The organism is Spiroplasma ixodetis (genome assembly GCF_059729505.1).
In genome coordinates, this window is sequence record NZ_AP038353.1 from 218,104 (window position 1) to 236,980 (window position 18,877).

The following is an 18,877-nucleotide window of genomic DNA, read 5'->3' on the forward strand; positions in this document are numbered from 1 at the left end:
AAAAAAGTTACCTATATGGTAACTTTTTAATTAGGTGCCAACCTAATCATATACAGAATTAATTATACTTACTTAATTAAGTACTTTTATATTATACATTATTTAAGATTGTGGAAAAATAGGTAATGTTTAGTAATCTGTGTAACTTACAAAAATAACTATGTTTAATTAATTCTAGTAAATAAAATTAAATAACTAGAAAGAGTGAGTTAGGTATGTCTAAAAAACAAAATATTAATAATAATGATCCAATATCAAAAGCAGTAGATTTATTATTAGAAAATACTGAAGATTTAACAACCGTATTTAAAGAGGGAGGTTTATATAAAGAATTAACAAAAAGATTAGTTGAAAAAATGTTGAATTCTGAAATGTAAAATTATTTAGGATATGAAAAAAATCAACATAATAATAGTGATAATGCTCGCAATGGTATAAATTCAAAAAAATTAATAACCCAACAAGGTAAAATTGAGATTAATGTACCACGAGATCGTAATAGTAATTTTGAGCCAGTAATAATTGCAAAAAGACAAAGAAGATTTGATGGTTTTGATCAACAAGTTCTTTCATTATATGCCAAAGGCATTACTTTATCAGATATTAGAATGCAGTTACAAGAGTTATATCATGGTGCTGATATTAGTGAAAGTGTTATTAGTCAAATTACTGATGATGTTATTGATGATGTTAAAGCATGACAAAATCGGCCATTAGAAAGTGTTTATCCGATTGTTTATTTTGATTGTATAGTAGTTAAAGTACGACAAGATAAACGCATTATTAACAAATCAGTTTATATAGCATTAGGAGTTGATTTAGAAGGTAAAAAAGATGTTTTAGTTTTATGAATTAGCGAAAATGAAGGTTCTAATTTTTGATTATCTAATTTCACATAAATGAAAAATCGAGGCTTAAATGATATTCTTATTGCTTGTAGTGACAATTTAACAGGAATGTCAGAAGCAATACAATCAGTTTATCCTAAAACCGAACATCAATTATGCATAGTTCATCAAATTAGAAATAGTTTAAAATATGTTTCATACAAACATAGAAAATCACTAGTTACAGATTTAAAACCAATTTATAGTGCATGTAGTGAAGAACAAGCAATGCAAGCTTTAGAAACTTTTGAAAGTAAATGAAATAAACAATATCCTCAAATTGCTAAATCGTGATATAAAAATTGAGATAATTTAATGATTTTTATTAGTTATCCTGCAGAAATCAAAAGAGTGATTTATACAACAAATGCTATTGAATCTGTTAATAGTCAATTACGAAAAGTTATTAGAAATAAAAAAGTTTTTCCAAATGATATGGCAGTTTTCAAAATATTTTACTTAGCAATTGAAAATATAACAAAAAAATGAACAATGCCCATTCAAAATTGAAATACAGCAATTGCTCATTTTATGATAAAATTTGAAGATAGAATTAATCTAAACTATTAAATTTGTAAAACAAAGATACACAGATTATTAAAAAGCCTCAAAAAATATTATTTTATATTTTTCCTGAAAAAGAATTTACAATAATATTAAAATAAGGATAACCATTTTTAGAAACATTAATATTAGCATTTTTAATAACAGTATTAGATAATTTATCTTTTATTTCTTTTTCTGTAGAGTTTTCATTAAGTTTATATACATTTAAAATTTGTTTTAAATTACTATTATTATTTACAACAAAATAAACATATTTTGCTTTTTCATAAAGAGAATTTATATCATCCGGTATAGAAGTTTTACCAATAATATTTTTTTTATCAATTTTAAAGAAAATAAAAGGTTTTTTTGTCAAATGTTTCAACATTAATTTCTTTAATTTCACTAAAAAATATATCATATTTTTGTGGTAAAACATCTGGATTATTATTACAAGCAATTATACTAGCACTAGATGTACTTGATAAAATTATTGTTGTTAAAATTCTAATTAATTTTTTCATGAAATTATTCACCTACTTATCATTAATGGTTTTTATTATAGCACATTATCTAGGATTAAATATTATTTTTGAAATAGTTAATTTATAGTATTTATAATATCTTATATATTGTGTTATTGGTCTTAAAATATCTTTTTCACTAAAAAGCTCAATATCTAATTGCATGATATTCGGAAATAATTGGACAATTAAATTAAATTCTTTATCATAAAAATCAAAAAATCCTAACATTGTATCTTTTTTATTTTCAATGCTTTGTGCAACAATATAATCATCAATTTTAGATTGCATATAAGTATTTTCGATACTATATAAATTATATTCATTTCTATTAATTTCTAATCCTATTTTACCGTTACCTCAGTATCCAGCATATAATCCTTGATGATATCATTGATATGTTATTTTATTATCTTCATAATGTTTTAACTTTAATGGTTGATTGTATATTGCTAATTCTTTTAATTATCTTGAAAAAACAAAAGTTTGAGATTTAGATGGGTTAAAGTTTTCTGTTGTAGAACAAATACTTAATTCAAGATTAAATCATTCTTCTGTTTCATATTCATAACTTAAATATACATCTATGCTTTTATAATATCTCTTTAAATCATTAAAAGTATTAATTAATAATGTAGGGTCTAAATAATCTTTAAAATTAATATTTATTTCTAATGGTTTGATTTTAGGAACTATATTTTCTACTCATGAATTATAATCTCATATTAATTTATCTTGTGTATGAGTAAATATAACTGTTTGTGGTATATTAACTTCTATACTTGGATTTTTTGGAATTATTACAATTTGTTTTGCTATATTTTGAGGACTTGGTGGTAATATTTTTGCTGGATAACTAAAAGTAGTTTCTTCACTTTCTGAATATTCATCATGATTTAATTTATACAAAGTTGTTCAATTAAAAGCATTACCAGTTAAATAACCCATATTATTATAACGAAATTGTGCAACTGCTATTTCATTATAATCACCTTGATAAGTAAAAGGATTATCACTATAAAATGTATGTCTTTCTTCACCTTGATGTAATGATTGAGTTACAATTGTATCAATAATATAAGCATAATTTGAACCATCAATTACACCATTACTTGTAGGATTTCATTGACATTCAGTATCTTCATTTGTAAATGGTGAAGCAATATCTAAAAACTCAGTATCTTCTGCTAAAATATAAACTTTATTATTTTTCTTTTGTGATAAATCAACAGTTGATATTTGTTCTTTAATTTCTAATTTCTTACCAGTAGTAGGGTTTTATGGATAAACACTTATTCTATCACTTAATTTCATTGTCATAGCAGTTGTTGAAACATTAGCACCTAATAATTTACCAATAGTAAAATCATTATTATTTGTAAATACATTTAATGGAATTAAACCACCATTACCAATAATACTTTCTAAATTACTTGTAAAAAATGCACTCATAAAAACATTAAAATATAACATTTTTTTATATTGTTGAATATTTTGAGTAATAACTCAACTACTTCATATACCTAATGTTAAAGAATTTAATAATTTACCAATTAAAGGAATATCACTTAATGCAAAAGGTAATCATTGATTACTATCATAAGGCATTTGTATTAACGGAGAAAATACAACACTATTAAAATTTAATATTGCTGACATATATTTTTGTGATATTTTACTATAATCAACAGTTGGACTTCCTATAATTAAATGTGTATCTGGGTCTTTATATTTAAAATTACTACTCATATCAACATTATAATTACCCGTTAAATTATTTATATTTCATTCACTATCTCAAAAGAATTTTGCTTCTACTACTGATGTACCATTACTTAATCTTGCTTTATCTTTATCAAAAGAAAGCATACCTTTAAAATCTTTTGTTACAAATAAATTATCTTGAAAATTTAATGAAGTTTTTAATCATTCTGTAAAATTTTTAAAATTAGTAAATCCAGTAGGTTTAGCATCCATAATATTATAAAATGTTGTTTCTGGATGACTACTTGTTGTTATTTTATCATTTATACCAGCAAGTAAACCACCATTATTTTTAATATTAGTTGTATATTTTTCATTATTACCAGCAATAAATAATCTTCTTGAAGCAAATACTTTACTTTCAAATATTTCTTCATTATTTTGTTGTATTGGTTCTTGACCTTGTATTATTGGTCTTCCATAATAATAACAACTTGATAATAATTCTAATCCATAACTTTGTCTATGACTATATCTTACTCCTATATCTTTCATTAAAGTACGATTTAATGTTACTTTTCCTTTTTGAATAGTAGGAAAAGCATAACCACTACCCGGGCTTGCATATTGTACAAAATCAAGTGTATTTTGACCACTTGCAACTACTCTATCATTTAAAATACTAAAAGTTAAAACTTGCATACTAAATGCACCATTATAAGGACTATAATAATTTTTTACATTTGAAATATATAATAATTGTCTATCTTGATTTTTACCACTATTACCACCAATATTTTCATTTTCATCATTAAATACACAAAAAAATTGTAAATAATCATCAATTGTAATATGTTCTTTAAACATTACTAAATTATATTGTCTTTTAGTTTGTACTGTTTTAAATATTTGATTATTTGGTAAATTACTAAAATCAACACCACTTGTATCATCAATTAAATAAGCATTTCAATAATCACCAATTTTATATTGTTTTGTATAAAATTCATTTTGACCTGTAACTTTATGAGTTACTGGGTCAATTTTACCTTTATTTTTTTGATATATTTTTGTACTATTTTTTCAAATACATACAACTGGAGTATTACCAGTTAATATTAATTCATATTGACCAAAATCACTTATTTTACTATTAATTGGTTTATAACCAGTTTCAGTTAAAGGTATTGCACCATTATTTATAATAAATGAAAATATTTTTCAATGTGATTGTTTTTTAATCATTATTTGTTGCATCTTTAATCTCATGTGAGCGTGTTTCATTAATTGTATTTGTTGATGTCTGCTTATTTTCATTATCTCCTAAATCTTTATTTAATTTTTGATTTTCATTAATAATATTTTCTAATTTATTTTCAGCCATTAATTGGTCAATATTATCATATTCACCAATTGCTTTAATTATTGTCATTGTGCCATTATTTAATCTTGAATTAATAATTTGGTCTTGTACTATTTGGTCAGTCATAGCAATTGGAATAAATTTAAAACTATAAGGTCTTTCTCCAATACCATTTCATAAATTTTCACTAATAAGTAATAAATAAAATATACGATAAAAATAAGCACTATAAAATGCTATTTTTATTTCTGTAGTTTCCATATCATATTTATTATTAAACATACTTTGTGTTTTATTAGTATAAACATCATTACCATGTTCATCATAATCATAACCAGCACCATTAAATATTGCTTTAGCAGTACCATTATAATCTAATCAATATTCATTAAATTTAGGGTCACCTTGAATAATTTGCATACCGCCATTACCATTTTTATCATATCCAGCACTACCAACATTAACAAACATATCTTTTTTAGGATTTTCTGCAATATTACCATTTTCTTGCATTTCTTTAACTGTTTCATTATCTAATGCAGCAAATAAAGTAGTAACGTTTAATTCTCTTTCTAATCTTTTTTGTCTAATTACACGATTTAAATCTCAAATAAAATCTCATACTGGTGTACAATCTTGATAAGCATTTAAAGTAGTTTAATTACCATATAAATTTATTATTGTTAAATTTGTTATTTCAAAAATAGGTATATAATTAAATGGATTTTTAATTTCATAAATTTTTAATGGAATAATATTTGGTTTTAATTTTGTTCTTGTAGAACCTAAAATAATATCTTTATTATTATCTTTATATGTTTAATATTTAACTTTTCCATTTTGTATTGTTACTCATGTTAAAGTTGCACTATCTGCTTGTTCATTAATAAAATAAAGTTCTGCTGATTGTTATTGTTCATTATATTTAGCAACTCTACCACAAAAACTATTAGGTAATATTTTAAGTGATTTACTATTATCTTCATTAACTATAATCATAATAAATACTTTACCCATTAAACTATTTTGTAAACCAAATTTATAAAATTTTTTTAATCATTTATTTTTTAAATTCATTTCATTTAAATAATCTAATATTTCTTTTTTACTTGAATTAAATAAAAAACCTTTACCTAATCATAATTTAGTTGATTTTTGAGCAATAATCATAGGTATATCAATATATCAATTACTTTTATCACAACTTAAATATTCCATTGTATTTATCATAATTCATCACCATTAAATTTATTTTTATTAATTAATAATTTATTATTAATACCATTAATTAATCATTTCATTTCATGCATTAAAGCATACATATCACTATCTCAAGTATCATCATGTAAATCTAACATTTTAGGAGTATTATTATTACTATCTAATTTCTTTTTATCTAATCATTGCATTAAACTATATTGTCTTTTAATTTCTGGACATTTTTCTCAATTAAAAATAATAATATTTTTAAGCATACAAATTTTTGTAAAATCAATTCTATCATTTAAATATAAAATTGATTTATCTACTGCTATAAATTTTAATCATGTTATATTACGTTTTTTAACTCAACTTTTTAAAACATCAATAAATACTAATCCACCATTACCATAATCAACATAACAAATAAAACCAAATACCATTGCTATATAACGTTTAATTTCATTTAAATAATAATTAATAATATCATTTGCTAAAGTATCAGTATATTTATATTGCATAGTAACATTACTATGATAAAATTCACTTTCTTTATGCGCTCTTCTACTATTTTCATTTTCACCAATAAATCATAAACTTCCAGCAGTAGGATGACCACTTGAACTTGTTGCCATACCAATATCTAATCCACCAGTTAATCTTTCTACTTGAAAATCTAATTTAGTTCCTACTTTATCTAAATATCTTGCAAATATAGCACCAGTAAGAATACTATGAACTCCATAATATCAACTTTGTGCTTTAATAGGGTCTAATACTTTTAATTCTTCTAAATCATTAATCATATCTAATGTTAAATTATGAGCATTTACTTTTCAATTTGAATAATGAAATAATTTAAATATATTATTATCAAATACTGAATTAATTTGTTCATTATTTTTTTTCATAATTTCTAAATTAAATGGAACAATATTATTCATATATTCAATAAAATATTGATAAATATTATCTGGATTACAACTTTTTATTTTTATTCTTTTTTTAGCATTACCTAATGCAAATGTAATTGCTTGAAATTCTTGTTGACTAAATTCATTTGCTTCTTCACATCATTCAATTGCTAAATCAAAACCTTTTATTTCACTACGAGAAAGTTCTTTTAAAGGTATTCTATCATTTGAATTACTATATACACCCATAACTCTAATAAATGATTTACTACCTTTAAAACGAAAATCTGCTTGTTTATTTGGATATTTTAGACTAAAATCTTTATAATCATTTAATCCAATTATTAATAAAGCATTATATATTTCTTTAACTAAATCATTAATATATTTATTTAATTTTCTAAAACAATATATAGCAATTGATTTATTATTTTTAATTGAAATAGCAATTAATATTGCTAATTCTTCAGCAATACTATATGTTTTACTTGAATATCTACTTCCACTTGAATTATATTCACTATGAGTAAAATCACTTTTATTTAATAATCAATAACTAATTTCATGTAAATAAGTAAATTCTTTATTCATAATATTATTACTGTAATTCTTCTAATTTTAAAAGTTGACCATATCTTATAAGGTCACTAACAATAGCGATTGTATCCTTCTGCATTTGTAAAGAAAGCATTATTATACCATTAATATTATCTCAATCCAAAGTTTGAACCTCAGTATTTAACTCACCATATAAAAATTCTTTACAAATAAAAGCAAATTTTTTAATACTTGTTTGACTTTCAAAATTATGAAAAATTTTATATTTAGTATTTGTTTTAAAAATATATTTAATGTGATTTATATTAACTTTTGTTCCAACTTCTTTTCATTGTAAAATACTTGGAATTTGTTGTATTTTATTATCAACATATCTTTTATTTACAGCATCTTGTGGTTGTGTAGGGTCTCCTATATCAACAATTCTAGTATTATTTGAAGTAATAATTCTTTTTTCTTTAGGTTGAATAATATTAGGAGAATTAGGGTCTATTATTCATAATGATTCACCACTACCACCATTATCACTAATAATATCATCATCAATAGTAATATTTTTACCTGCTGTTAATTTATTTTGTTTAATAGTATCTAAATATCCACATTCTTCATCTATTTTTCTATCAACATATTCTTTAGTACTAGCATCACTTAAAAATGTAGGAGTTCCAACATCAATTATTCTTTTACCATTAACATCAATACCTTTATCATCTTTTGGTTTAATAAAATTAGGATTATCTTTATCAACTTCTCACAATGAATTATCAATATCTGTTTTAATACGAGTAGTATCAATATTAACTATTGGTCTTAATAAATTTTGTGGATGACTAATAGTAATTTTAGTTCTAAAATCTAATGATTTTATATTATTATATGGTATATATGCATTTAATGGACTATCTTCACCACAATTTGAAATAAATTTATTAAATCAATTATTTTTTTGTGGTTCTATATCTTTTAATTTAAAACCTTTAATATTTGGATATTATTTAATTTTTCTTAAACAATTAAATACTTCTGGTGGTATAAAATAAGGGTCATCTGGATTAGTTTAACTATAAGTTAATCAACCTTGACTAATTGAACCTTGACCACCTAAATAATCTACATCTTTAGTTAATAAAAATCTAACATAATGAGTAGTTGCTGTTTGAATATTATCAGTAAAATCAGTTGGTGTTATTTCTGGTCATTTTTTTGAAATAGTAAAACCACTTAAATAATCAATATTACTACTTGCTACAGATATTGCAAATCAAATTTCATTATCTGGAGTAGTAACTTTATCAAATAATAAATCATTAAAATATTTAGATAATTTAAATTCTTGAACTGTTATAAATAAAATTGGGTTTTTAATAGCCATAATAATTTACTCCTTAATGTAAAATAAAGGTTATTTAAACCCTTTAAATTTTAAATTTAGTTGCTTTTTGTTTATCTTTTTCAGTTAATTCTTTCTTTTTAGATTTTTGTAAAAAAACAAAATTATCTACTTGTTCTTTATCTACATTAAAACTATCAAGTAATTTTGCAGTTGATGTAGTTTCTAATTGTAAATGAGTATTTAATTGTTTAATATTTGCTGTAATAAATTCTAATTCTTTATTACGTTTTAATTCTTTTGCTAAATTTGATTGTTTTGATTTTTTAATTAATTTGCCAAATAATAGAAATGCTAAAGTAATACATACTCCACTCGCTAATGCTCCACTTAATACTGCTGATATTAATTCTTTTGATAAATTCATTTTTTATTCCTCCAATTGTATTTTATTTGAATGTTGTTTACATAAATGACATTCTTTTTTATGTTTTTTAATTTCTTTATATTGATATATTAAATAAGGACTTGTAATAATAATTGGTATAGTTATTAATAAATATTTAATTAATTTTCCATAATTACCTAATTTAGTTACTAAATTTAATCCAATATGACCAAACATAGGAAATAAAGTTAATATTAAATGGTCTGGTCAAGTAAAATTATATTGATTAGTATAATTACCTATTCCCAGTGATATTGGTATTTTAGGTATCAATCAAGGTGTTATTGTAAAAAAATAATGTTATTAACATACCAATAATATGACTTGTTATTTTTAAAATATTTGATATTAAAATTTTTATTTTATCTATATGAGTACTATTTTTATTAAATCAAATTTTATTTAATCTTTTATATTCTTTATTATCTTTACTTAATGGATTAATAGTATTTCATATACCAATTGGTTTAATTGGTGTATCTAATTCAATAATAATTACCACCTACTTTCATGTTTTATAAAAATTAGAATTTCTTTTAATTTTTATATATTTATTTGTATGTAAAGATTTTTTTAATAATTGTTTTCTTTCATATCTTCATTGATTACTTCCTATTTCATTTTTAGATAAAGTTTTATATTCTTTTAATTTAAAAAATCCCTTTTCTAATCTATTAATAAAATTCATAGTTTTTTGTACATTAATATTATTTGGATAAATTACACTATTATTTTGTGAACCATAATATTTACCTTTTTTTGCTAATTCACTTTTAACATATTTTCTTAATTCACTTGGTAATCATTTTCTATTTCAAAATTTTCAAAATATAGTTCCAGCACCAGTACCATTTTTACCTTTTGCTTGTGTCATTAATATTCATATTTCTTGTGGAAATGCTGGATAAGTATAACGACCATATCATATTTGTTTTTTATCATTATCACTTTGAAATAATGTTTTTAAAGTTCCAATTTTTAAATTTTTATTATCAACGATAAATATTCCTTTTTTAAATCATGAACTTGATAATACTTATCATTCATTATCTGGTATTTCTTCTTCATTTTCTTTAAATAAATTATTAAATTTATTTACATAATTTTTAACTGTTCTAATTTCTGTTGGCATAATAGATTTTTTAAAACTATTTATTGGATTTTTAAATTTATTAATTTCATGTTGAAGTATACTTAATTCACTTGTTTTTAATATAGTTATTAATTTTTTAAGTATATTTGGATTTAAAAATGAATAAGGTTGATGTATTTCATTTTCATTAACATTTTCACTATCAAATACTGCTTTTAATGATTGATTTTTATAATAATTTTTTAAAGCATTTATTAATGCTAATTTAATATCATTACTTGCTAATGCATAATATATTCATTCAATAATTAAAGGAAACATTATAAAATCATATGATTATAATCTCAAGTTAATGAACCATTATCATCATTTAATGGTACTTCGCTCATATTATCACTACCATATTGACTTGCATTATCATTAATTAATCTTGCAGTTTCATTAGTAAATGGTGTTTCTTGCATTTCTACATCAAATTTTCTTTCCATAGGTAATAAATTATGAATAATTTCACTTGCACCAGCAACAATAGTTGGAATGGCATAATCATTATTAAAATCATTATTAATACCCATAGCAACTCCAGAAGATATTAAACATCCACCAGTAGCCATATTTGCTATTTTACGTATAGTTTCAAATCTATTAGGAATTAATTATAGAATTCCATTAATAAGATTTGAAATACCATAAGCATTTAAACTAATATAAGTATCTCAATCCATAAAAGATTGTTTATCATTATTACTAAATAATAAATCTGGTGGAAAAGGGTCTACTGTTGTTGTAGTAATTGTATTTTCTGTTGGATTGGGATTAATAGAAGAGTTAGTAAATTTACTATAATTTGCTAAACCAATTGTTTCTAAACCTAATAATATTTTTTTAGAACTATTAATTGAACCTAATACTGGATTTGCAATTACTTGCCCATAATAAGCACTTGTACCTATCATTGCACAAATTGGACTTATACCAGCTCTAATTAATTTTAATAAAGTATAGTTATTCAATGGTGTAGTCTTAGCATGTTGTGGCATTTTTAATTTCTCCTTTTAATAATTGATTAGTTTTTTTAATTTGAATTCTAACTGTTCCTTGACAATGAATATTATCTCCAACACATATAGCAAAATTATCATTTACATTACTTACTATAAAATAATCATTTCTTAATTTAGGATATTCATCTAATAAAATTGCTCTTATATCATTACTTGTAGTTAAATCTTCTGGTTTAGGAGAATAAATAGTAATATGTGCTTTTTCATTAAAATATTTATATATAAATTCCATAATTATTTTTTAGTAAATTCTAGTTTTACTGTTCCATAATAATCTTTATTATTACCAGAAATAATAGCACTTGTTGATGTAATATTACTAAATGTTGTTTTACCTTTTTCATAACCATTATTACCAATATTTATTATTATAGTTTCTAATTCATTATTATTAGGAGTAGTTCCTGCAATAGTAATTTTTCCTAAATTTTTATAATAAATTACATCTTGTAAATCTAAAATATTCATATTATCATAATCAGTACTTTGATATGTTGCATTAATATTAGTTGTATCAACTTTATAATTTTTTGCTCTTGCTTCTTTAATTTCATCTATTGTTGGCATTTTTTCTTGAATAATATACATTAAATTAGGTCTTATTGCTGCTGGTAATGAATATAATGCTTTACCAATAATACGAATATTATCTGTAGCATTATCTAATTTATTTCTTACTTTAGTAAATGAAATAGTCATACCTCACATATATCTGTTATAAACTACACCAAATAAATCTAATAATTTATAATCTTTTTCTAAATGCATACCAGAAACAGTATCATGAATAAAATCTTGTTCTAAATAAAAACTTTCATAAAATTCCATTCCCATAATTTGATTTGTATATCTTTTACCAGTTGCTAAAGTATTTGCTGCAATTTGTCCATAATTTAATAATATAAATGCTTTTGCAAGATTAAAACTACTATCAATACCACAAGCACCAGTTAAATCTGCTTTATTAATACCAACTTTAATATCATCTACTTTTTTAATTAATTTATTATTTCTTTCTCCAATTGTATAATAAGCATTTAATGCTTGTTCTTTAGTCATATTATTTAAATTTAAAGGTAATACTAATGATTTAGCAATTGCATAATCTTTTGTACCTTGTAAAAATATTAATTCAAAATTTTATCTTAAATTTCTCATAAATGAACTTGTTCAATTTGAAACAATTTGAGTTGCTACATTTGCTGGTGAAGTCATAAATCTTTCAATATCAAATTCTGGAATATTAAAATCAATTGTTAATTCTTTATCAATAATTAATGTTGTTGTTTTAACTATTCCTTTTTGTCTTTTAGTACCAGTAAATTCATCTCATGTTGAACCTCATAATACACGAACAGTTGCTCTATAAATTGCCATTGCTACACCACTAATATTTGCTATTTGGTCAGCAGTAACAGTATTTCTCATAAATAAAGTACTTAATTCACCACGAACTTGTGCTTCAAGTACACTTAAAACAGCATTTTAAGTAGGAGAATTACCACCAATAATAAATGCTTTAGGTATTTGCGGAATTGCCATTTTATCCTCTTTCTATTTAATAGATTGAAATGCATTTCCTCTTGCTAAATTTACAAGTTTTTCTAATTCATTAACATCAGTAATACCTGTAGTTTTTGCTTTTTAATTTAATTTCCTTTCTAATTCTTCTGGATTAATACTATTTGTATGTAAATCTAAAAGAGTTTTATGATTAAAATCATTTGAATTAAGTTTATTTTCTTGTTTAATAGGTTCTATTTTATCAATTAAAAAATCTTTATAATCTTCATTTATTTTATTAAATGCTTCTTGTTTAGATAAAGATTTATAATTATCAATACTCATTAAATTTTTAATTAAATTTACTTTTTTAGTATCTTTAATATTAGAAAATAATTGTTGCTCTTCAAAACTATTAATTTTATTTGCATATTCTTTTATTTTTGTTTCATATTCACTTAATTTAGGTTCTAATTATTTTTTAAGAAATTCATTTTTTTCTTTAGCATATAAAACATTTCTTTGTTGTTTTAAAGTTTCTTGTAATTCTTCAAAAGTATAAGTTTTTTTCTTTAACTTCAAAATTAGACATAAAAATACTCCCTTGTTTAATAATCGCTTTTTTGATAATCCCTTGTAACTTATGTTAAAAATAACATAATTGCTTTATTATATTATATCATTTTTATCGTTTAAAATAAAGAAAAAAACCTATATTTATTATAGGTTTTTAATCATTATTTTCTATTTTTCTTGGTTCACAAAGATTAATAATTATATTACTTCTTCTGGATGACATTTTCTTAAATATTCTCATTGATATTTTGAGTCTTTCATAGCATTTCGTAATAAATAATTAGCAATTTTTTGACATGCTTTATCATAATCTTTCAATAAATTTTGTTGTCATTTTGTCTGGTAGCGTCGGCAATCAAATATATATTTTCTATCAATTCCTAATGCTAAATTTAAACCAGTTTTTGTCATTCTTGTTGGAACATTTTTATTATCTCTAAAATATTCAGGCTTTTATCCCTTTATGTACTATTTTTAAATTTTATCACATAAATGGAGATAAAACCCTATCTAGGAAATTATCACCACATGTATCTAAATCAAACACAAAATTATAGTTTCAAAACTAGGTATCTTATTGAATTTATATGCAGCTTCATTTGCATATAAATGAATATTGTGTTTTGAAACTTTTATGTGTGTTCGAAAAGTTCGTGGGATGTGTTTTCATGCAGATTCAATCTGGTTTGTGTTTACACCTGTTGATGACACATACCCAACTTCATGATTTACGATTTCATGTTTGTGATAGAATTTTTTGAAACTTCTATATCCCTTCCAAGAATCCGTAAACAGACAACACCCAGTAGAAATGTGTTTCAATGCAAATCATAAAAGTTTTTTTCTCATCTGCTTTTTTCAATACTTTCACAATTAGTTTGTTGCTGGTTTTCTCATAAACTCCAACAATCAAGGTTTTATTCAACAAGGATCTTCATTGTTGAATAAAACCTACATGTGAAAGATACATTTCATCTATCTGTGCTGTGCCATCATCAATGAACCCTGCATCTTTATTCCAAATTCTAGTTCTGATTTCATGATTCATTCTTCAAGCTGTTTTATATGTCACACCCAATTCCCTTGCAACATCTGTTGATGGAATTCCATGTTTGGTGTTTATTCATCTAAAGATGAGATAAAACCAAGATGTCAAAGGTGTTTGTGACTTGTCAAAAATGGTGTCATGAAGAATACTAAATGTTTGATGACATTTCAAACATCTTATTCTTCTCAAATCAGAAACATTCAAACTAGAAGAAGCACACCTGATACATTTCATTACTTTCAACTTCGCTATATATTTCAAACAATCGTTTTCATTTTGAAATATTCTATTGAATTCATTTCAATTCATTTTTTCCTCCACACTAGTACATGCGGGGATAATTTCCAATATTCATTTATCTTTTCTTTATAATTTCCTAATTCTTTTCTTTTTGCTGGCATATTATCACCTTATTTTAAAACATATATATTTAATTATATCATTTTACAATTATCATATTTCCAAACTTTATTTCTAAAATTACTATAATCAAAATCATAAATTAAGAAAGGAAATAATATTATGATTTTTCTTAACAATGAACTTAATTATGATGAACTTGATAATCAAATTAAAAATAATGGTTTAAATTATTTTACAAATCTATTAAAAGCATATGATGATTTTTGACATCAAAATATATATGATAAAACTAAGCATAAATATGTTAAAACTGCTCCAAGAAGTCCAAATACTCAATATGGTAAAATAAATAATTTTTATCGTAGATGTTATTTAATATTAGAAACTAATGAATATTATTATCCTTTAGATGATTATATAAAAATTAAAAAAAGAAAAAGAACACTTACAAGTTTAGAACATACAATAATAAAAAATTCAGGCAATGGTAAAAGACAATCTGATGTACAAGATACTATAAAAAATACTAATTTTTCTAAAACATATATGACTAATTTAATGAAAAATGCAGTAATAGGTATTGAAGAAATAAAAGAAAAAAAAGATAGTATTACCAACTGAAAAATTATTTGTAAATATGTATGATTGTTTTATATCTTCATTATTTGAAAATAAAAAACAAAAAAATCGTATTCGTACAATTAGTGCAAATAAAGGTAAAGATTTAGAAAAATCTACTAAAAGTAGAAATGTTTTAAAAGATAAAAAAATTACTTATATGAAAACTAAAAATGATCAAAGAATTAAAAGACAAGAATTAATTGATAAAATTTATGAATTTCTTGATTTACAATATATTTATTCTAAAAGTAGTTTAGTATTTATTGGTGATGGTGCGCCTTGAATTAAAACTACTGCTAAAAATGAAAATATTCCTTATGTAATTGATAGACATCATTCATTTAAAGCACTTAAAAAAGGATTTATTATTAATAGAAAAGTAAATAATAAAAAATTAACAAATTCATATGAATTATTTGTTAATGGTGAATATTATTAATTATTAGATTTTTTAAAATAAAATAAAGTTGATGAGCAAATATATAAATATTTTAAAAATAATAAAGAATGAGTTATAAATCAAAAAGAAAATTGAAATCAAGGAGTTTGTGCTTAAAGCGATGTATCACATTTAGTTAAATCTTTAAAAGGATATGGTGCTAAAATTTATAATGATAAAGTACTTGATAATATGCTTATAATTAATTCAGCAAGAATTAATAAATTAAATCTTTTACTTTAATATTTTAAAACTTAATAAATTTAAACCTAAATAGTTAGGAATTTTTAGTTTAGATAATTGTAAAATAATAACTTAAAACACTTGATTATAAATGTAAAAAGGTATATAATATAAACAAAAATTAATAATTTAATTTTGTCTTTTATTTAAAGAAAATTAAATTATAACTATTAACTTTACTCACCCTCAATTTAATTGTAAATGAAACTATATTTGCTTATTAATCGACCTGTACAATCGCGAAATTATTGGACATAGTGTATGTACTAAAAAAGATGCATCATTAGTATATCAAGCATTTATGTGCACAAATCGTTGTTTAAAAAATATTGAAATATTTCATAGTGATCGCGGTAATGAATTTAATAATAAAACTATTGATAAACTTTTATTATCCTTCAATATTACCCACTCTTTAAACAAAAAAGGTTGTCCTTATGATAACGCTTTTGCTGAAGCAACTTTCAAAACTTTCAAAACAGAATTTATTAATGATAAAAATTTTACATCATTAATCCAATTAAAATTAGAATTATTTGATTATATCAATTGATACAACAACATAAGAATCCACAGCACTCTAAACTACTTAACCCCCATAAAACACCAAGCACAAATGTCTACCAAAAAACAGTCCTAAAAAAGGTTGCCATTCCACATCTAATATTTCTTTTTTACTTGAATTAAATAAAAAATCTTTACCTAATCATAATTTAGTTGATTTTTGAGCAATAATCATAGGTATATCAATATATCAATTTGATTTATCACAACTTAAATATTCCGTTGTATTTATCATAATTAATCACCATTAAATTTATTTTTATTAATTAATAATTTATTATTAATACCATTAATTAATCATTTCATTTCATGCATTAAAGCATACATATCACTATCTCAAGTATCATCATGTAAATCTAACATTTTAGGAGTATTATTATTACTATCTAATTTCTTTTTATCTAATAATTGCATTAAACTATATTGTCTTTTAGTTTCTGGACATTTTTCTCAATTAAAACTAATAATATTTTTAAGCATACAAATTGTTGTAAAATCAATTCTATCATTTAAATATAAAATTGATTTATCTACTGCTATAAATTTTAATCATGTTATATTACGTTTTTTAACTCAACTTTTTAAAACATCAATAAATACTAATCCACCATTACCATAATCAACATAACAAATAAAACCAAATAACATTTCTATATAACGTTTACTTTCATTAATATAATAATTAATAATATCATTTGCTAAAGTATCAGTATCTTTATATTGAATAGTAACATTACTATGATAAAATTCACTTTCTTTATGTGCTCTTCTACATTTATCATTTTCACCAATAAATCATAATGAAGCAGCAGTTGGATGACCACTACTACTTGTTGCCATACCTATATCTAAACCACCAGTTATTTTAGATACTTGAAAATCTAATTTAGTATTTACTTTATCTAAATATCTTGCAAATATAGCACCTTGTAAAACACTAGGTACACCATAATATCAACTTTGTGCTTTAATAGGGTCTAATACTTTTAATTCTTCTAAATAATTAATCATATCTAATGTCAAATTATGAGCATTTACTTTTCAATTTGAATAATGAAATAATTTAAAAATATTATTATCAAAGACTGATTTAATTTGTTCATTATTTTTTTTCATAATTTCTAAATTAAATGGAACAATATTATTCATATATTAAATAAAATATTGATAAATATTATCTGGATTACAACTTTTTATTTTTATTCTTTTTTTAGCATTACCTAATGCAAATGTAATTGCTTGAAATTCTTGTTTACTAAATTCATTTGCTTCTTCACATCATTCAATTGCTAAATCAAAACCTTTTATTTCACTACGAGAAAGTTCTTTTAAAGGTATTCTATCATTTGAATTACTATATACACTCTAATAAATGATTTACTACCTTTAAAACGAAAATCTGCTTGTTTATTTGGATATTTTAGACTAAAATCTTTATAATCATTTAATCCAATTGTTATTAAAGCATTATATATTTCTTTAACTAAATCATTAATATCTTTATTTAATTTTCTAAAACAATATATAGCAATTGATTTATTATTTTTAATTGAATTAGCAATTAATATTGCTAATTCTTCAGCAATACTATATGTTTTACTTGAATATCTACTTCCACTTAAATTATATTCACTATGAGTAAAATCACTTTTATTTAATAATCAATAACTAATTTCATGTAAATAAGTAAATTCTTTATTCATAATATTATTCCTGTAATTCTTCTAATTTTAAAAGTTGACCATATCTTATAGGGTCACTAACAATGGCGATTGTATCCTTCTGCATTTGTAAAGAAAGCATTATTCTACCATTAATATTATCTCAATCCAAAGTTTGAACCTCAGTATTTAACTCACCATATAAAAATTCTTTACAAATAAAAG

The 18,877-nt window shown here is 22.4% G+C and carries 32 protein-coding genes and 1 pseudogene; 4 read left to right on the plus strand and 29 right to left on the minus strand.

Annotated features, from left to right (window positions below; genetic code table 4):
• Nucleotides 1-215: 215 nt before the first annotated feature.
• Nucleotides 216-1,457: pseudogene (locus AC6I4F_RS01440) on the plus strand (IS256 family transposase).
• A 52-nt stretch (nucleotides 1,458-1,509) separates the two neighbouring features.
• Here AC6I4F_RS01440 and AC6I4F_RS01445 read toward each other — a convergent pair.
• The 25 genes from AC6I4F_RS01445 to AC6I4F_RS01565 form a co-directional block, all read right to left on the minus strand.
• Nucleotides 1,510-1,809, minus strand: a complete 300-nt coding sequence (locus AC6I4F_RS01445; protein ID WP_497874054.1) for a hypothetical protein — start codon at nucleotides 1,807-1,809, stop codon at nucleotides 1,510-1,512.
• Entirely contained in the window at nucleotides 1,781-1,957 is a 177-nt protein-coding gene (locus tag AC6I4F_RS01450) for a lipoprotein (protein WP_497874055.1), read from the minus strand. The genes AC6I4F_RS01445 and AC6I4F_RS01450 overlap by 29 nt, the downstream gene beginning before the upstream one ends.
• Before the next feature lie 45 nt (nucleotides 1,958-2,002).
• On the minus strand, nucleotides 2,003-2,248 hold the full coding sequence (locus tag AC6I4F_RS01455) for a hypothetical protein (protein WP_497874056.1): 246 nt from the start codon (nucleotides 2,246-2,248) through the stop codon (nucleotides 2,003-2,005).
• A 174-nt stretch (nucleotides 2,249-2,422) separates the two neighbouring features.
• Complete coding sequence (locus tag AC6I4F_RS01460) at nucleotides 2,423-2,905, minus strand: hypothetical protein (RefSeq protein WP_497874057.1); 483 nt, start codon at nucleotides 2,903-2,905, stop codon at nucleotides 2,423-2,425.
• A gap of 330 nt (nucleotides 2,906-3,235) precedes the next feature.
• On the minus strand, nucleotides 3,236-4,918 hold the full coding sequence (locus AC6I4F_RS01465; RefSeq protein WP_497874058.1) for a hypothetical protein: 1,683 nt from the start codon (nucleotides 4,916-4,918) through the stop codon (nucleotides 3,236-3,238).
• Nucleotides 4,899-5,537 carry a hypothetical protein gene (locus tag AC6I4F_RS01470; protein WP_497874059.1) on the minus strand — a complete coding sequence of 213 codons (639 nt, stop codon included), beginning with the start codon at nucleotides 5,535-5,537 and terminating at the stop codon, nucleotides 4,899-4,901. Before AC6I4F_RS01470 ends, AC6I4F_RS01465 begins: the two co-directional genes overlap by 20 nt.
• Nucleotides 5,538-5,933: 396 nt before the next feature.
• Entirely contained in the window at nucleotides 5,934-6,254 is a 321-nt protein-coding gene (locus AC6I4F_RS01475; RefSeq protein WP_497874060.1) for a hypothetical protein, read from the minus strand.
• Nucleotides 6,248-7,729: a hypothetical protein gene (locus AC6I4F_RS01480; RefSeq protein ID WP_497874061.1), complete on the minus strand. Its 1,482-nt coding sequence runs from the start codon at nucleotides 7,727-7,729 to the stop codon at nucleotides 6,248-6,250. The genes AC6I4F_RS01475 and AC6I4F_RS01480 overlap by 7 nt, the downstream gene beginning before the upstream one ends.
• Nucleotides 7,730-7,736: 7 nt before the next feature.
• Nucleotides 7,737-8,456, minus strand: coding sequence for a hypothetical protein (locus AC6I4F_RS01485; protein WP_497874062.1), 720 nt, complete (start codon nucleotides 8,454-8,456; stop codon nucleotides 7,737-7,739).
• 300 nt (nucleotides 8,457-8,756) lie between these two features.
• Nucleotides 8,757-9,071, minus strand: coding sequence for a hypothetical protein (locus tag AC6I4F_RS01490; RefSeq protein WP_497874063.1), 315 nt, complete (start codon nucleotides 9,069-9,071; stop codon nucleotides 8,757-8,759).
• A 43-nt stretch (nucleotides 9,072-9,114) separates the two neighbouring features.
• Complete coding sequence (locus AC6I4F_RS01495; protein ID WP_497874064.1) at nucleotides 9,115-9,456, minus strand: hypothetical protein; 342 nt, start codon at nucleotides 9,454-9,456, stop codon at nucleotides 9,115-9,117.
• Between the two features lie 3 nt (nucleotides 9,457-9,459).
• Complete coding sequence (locus tag AC6I4F_RS01500; RefSeq protein ID WP_497874065.1) at nucleotides 9,460-9,750, minus strand: hypothetical protein; 291 nt, start codon at nucleotides 9,748-9,750, stop codon at nucleotides 9,460-9,462.
• Nucleotides 9,740-9,979 (minus strand): hypothetical protein, encoded by a 240-nt coding sequence (locus tag AC6I4F_RS01505; protein WP_497874066.1) that lies wholly within the window; start codon nucleotides 9,977-9,979, stop codon nucleotides 9,740-9,742. Before AC6I4F_RS01505 ends, AC6I4F_RS01500 begins: the two co-directional genes overlap by 11 nt.
• The gene (locus AC6I4F_RS01510; protein ID WP_497874067.1) at nucleotides 9,980-10,351 is read right to left on the minus strand and encodes a hypothetical protein; all 372 of its coding nucleotides are present in this window, start codon (nucleotides 10,349-10,351) and stop codon (nucleotides 9,980-9,982) included. It lies immediately after the preceding gene.
• Nucleotides 10,352-10,513: 162 nt separating this feature from the next.
• Nucleotides 10,514-10,891 (minus strand): hypothetical protein, encoded by a 378-nt coding sequence (locus AC6I4F_RS01515; protein ID WP_497874068.1) that lies wholly within the window; start codon nucleotides 10,889-10,891, stop codon nucleotides 10,514-10,516.
• On the minus strand, nucleotides 10,891-11,184 hold the full coding sequence (locus AC6I4F_RS01520) for a hypothetical protein (protein WP_497874069.1): 294 nt from the start codon (nucleotides 11,182-11,184) through the stop codon (nucleotides 10,891-10,893). The genes AC6I4F_RS01515 and AC6I4F_RS01520 overlap by 1 nt, the downstream gene beginning before the upstream one ends.
• Before the next feature lie 42 nt (nucleotides 11,185-11,226).
• Entirely contained in the window at nucleotides 11,227-11,610 is a 384-nt protein-coding gene (locus tag AC6I4F_RS01525; RefSeq protein WP_497874070.1) for a hypothetical protein, read from the minus strand.
• Complete coding sequence (locus AC6I4F_RS01530; RefSeq protein WP_497874071.1) at nucleotides 11,594-11,866, minus strand: hypothetical protein; 273 nt, start codon at nucleotides 11,864-11,866, stop codon at nucleotides 11,594-11,596. The genes AC6I4F_RS01525 and AC6I4F_RS01530 overlap by 17 nt, the downstream gene beginning before the upstream one ends.
• A gap of 2 nt (nucleotides 11,867-11,868) precedes the next feature.
• Nucleotides 11,869-12,693 (minus strand): hypothetical protein, encoded by an 825-nt coding sequence (locus AC6I4F_RS01535; RefSeq protein ID WP_497874072.1) that lies wholly within the window; start codon nucleotides 12,691-12,693, stop codon nucleotides 11,869-11,871.
• A gap of 81 nt (nucleotides 12,694-12,774) precedes the next feature.
• A complete protein-coding gene (locus AC6I4F_RS01540) occupies nucleotides 12,775-13,062 on the minus strand; it encodes a hypothetical protein (RefSeq protein WP_497874073.1) in 288 nt (95 codons plus the stop codon).
• 216 nt (nucleotides 13,063-13,278) lie between these two features.
• On the minus strand, nucleotides 13,279-13,482 hold the full coding sequence (locus tag AC6I4F_RS01545; RefSeq protein ID WP_497874074.1) for a hypothetical protein: 204 nt from the start codon (nucleotides 13,480-13,482) through the stop codon (nucleotides 13,279-13,281).
• A 429-nt stretch (nucleotides 13,483-13,911) separates the two neighbouring features.
• The gene (locus tag AC6I4F_RS01550) at nucleotides 13,912-14,124 is read right to left on the minus strand and encodes a hypothetical protein (protein WP_497874075.1); all 213 of its coding nucleotides are present in this window, start codon (nucleotides 14,122-14,124) and stop codon (nucleotides 13,912-13,914) included.
• Nucleotides 14,125-14,247: 123 nt separating this feature from the next.
• The gene (locus tag AC6I4F_RS01555) at nucleotides 14,248-14,562 is read right to left on the minus strand and encodes a transposase (protein ID WP_497874076.1); all 315 of its coding nucleotides are present in this window, start codon (nucleotides 14,560-14,562) and stop codon (nucleotides 14,248-14,250) included.
• Entirely contained in the window at nucleotides 14,480-15,070 is a 591-nt protein-coding gene (locus tag AC6I4F_RS01560) for a hypothetical protein (protein ID WP_497874077.1), read from the minus strand. The genes AC6I4F_RS01555 and AC6I4F_RS01560 overlap by 83 nt, the downstream gene beginning before the upstream one ends.
• A complete protein-coding gene (locus AC6I4F_RS01565) occupies nucleotides 15,010-15,162 on the minus strand; it encodes a hypothetical protein (RefSeq protein ID WP_497874078.1) in 153 nt (50 codons plus the stop codon). Before AC6I4F_RS01565 ends, AC6I4F_RS01560 begins: the two co-directional genes overlap by 61 nt.
• 121 nt (nucleotides 15,163-15,283) lie before the next feature.
• Between AC6I4F_RS01565 and AC6I4F_RS01570 the strand changes: the two genes are divergently transcribed.
• The 3 genes from AC6I4F_RS01570 to AC6I4F_RS01580 all read left to right on the plus strand — a co-directional run bounded on the left by AC6I4F_RS01570 (nucleotide 15,284) and on the right by AC6I4F_RS01580 (nucleotide 17,067).
• Nucleotides 15,284-15,799: a UPF0236 family transposase-like protein gene (locus AC6I4F_RS01570; protein ID WP_497874079.1), complete on the plus strand. Its 516-nt coding sequence runs from the start codon at nucleotides 15,284-15,286 to the stop codon at nucleotides 15,797-15,799.
• Nucleotides 15,762-16,184 carry a hypothetical protein gene (locus AC6I4F_RS01575; RefSeq protein WP_497874080.1) on the plus strand — a complete coding sequence of 141 codons (423 nt, stop codon included), beginning with the start codon at nucleotides 15,762-15,764 and terminating at the stop codon, nucleotides 16,182-16,184. Before AC6I4F_RS01570 ends, AC6I4F_RS01575 begins: the two co-directional genes overlap by 38 nt.
• Before the next feature lie 463 nt (nucleotides 16,185-16,647).
• On the plus strand, nucleotides 16,648-17,067 hold the full coding sequence (locus AC6I4F_RS01580) for a transposase (protein ID WP_497874640.1): 420 nt from the start codon (nucleotides 16,648-16,650) through the stop codon (nucleotides 17,065-17,067).
• Here AC6I4F_RS01580 and AC6I4F_RS01585 read toward each other — a convergent pair.
• The 4 genes from AC6I4F_RS01585 to AC6I4F_RS01600 all read right to left on the minus strand — a co-directional run bounded on the left by AC6I4F_RS01585 (nucleotide 17,017) and on the right by AC6I4F_RS01600 (nucleotide 18,824).
• Nucleotides 17,017-17,226: a hypothetical protein gene (locus tag AC6I4F_RS01585; RefSeq protein WP_497874081.1), complete on the minus strand. Its 210-nt coding sequence runs from the start codon at nucleotides 17,224-17,226 to the stop codon at nucleotides 17,017-17,019. The genes AC6I4F_RS01580 and AC6I4F_RS01585 overlap by 51 nt on opposite strands.
• Before the next feature lie 2 nt (nucleotides 17,227-17,228).
• Nucleotides 17,229-18,140, minus strand: coding sequence for a hypothetical protein (locus tag AC6I4F_RS01590; protein WP_497874082.1), 912 nt, complete (start codon nucleotides 18,138-18,140; stop codon nucleotides 17,229-17,231).
• Nucleotides 18,141-18,319: 179 nt separating this feature from the next.
• Nucleotides 18,320-18,694, minus strand: coding sequence for a hypothetical protein (locus AC6I4F_RS01595; RefSeq protein ID WP_497874083.1), 375 nt, complete (start codon nucleotides 18,692-18,694; stop codon nucleotides 18,320-18,322).
• A 4-nt stretch (nucleotides 18,695-18,698) separates the two neighbouring features.
• The gene (locus AC6I4F_RS01600; protein WP_497873677.1) at nucleotides 18,699-18,824 is read right to left on the minus strand and encodes a hypothetical protein; all 126 of its coding nucleotides are present in this window, start codon (nucleotides 18,822-18,824) and stop codon (nucleotides 18,699-18,701) included.
• Between the last annotated feature and the right edge of the window lie 53 nt (nucleotides 18,825-18,877).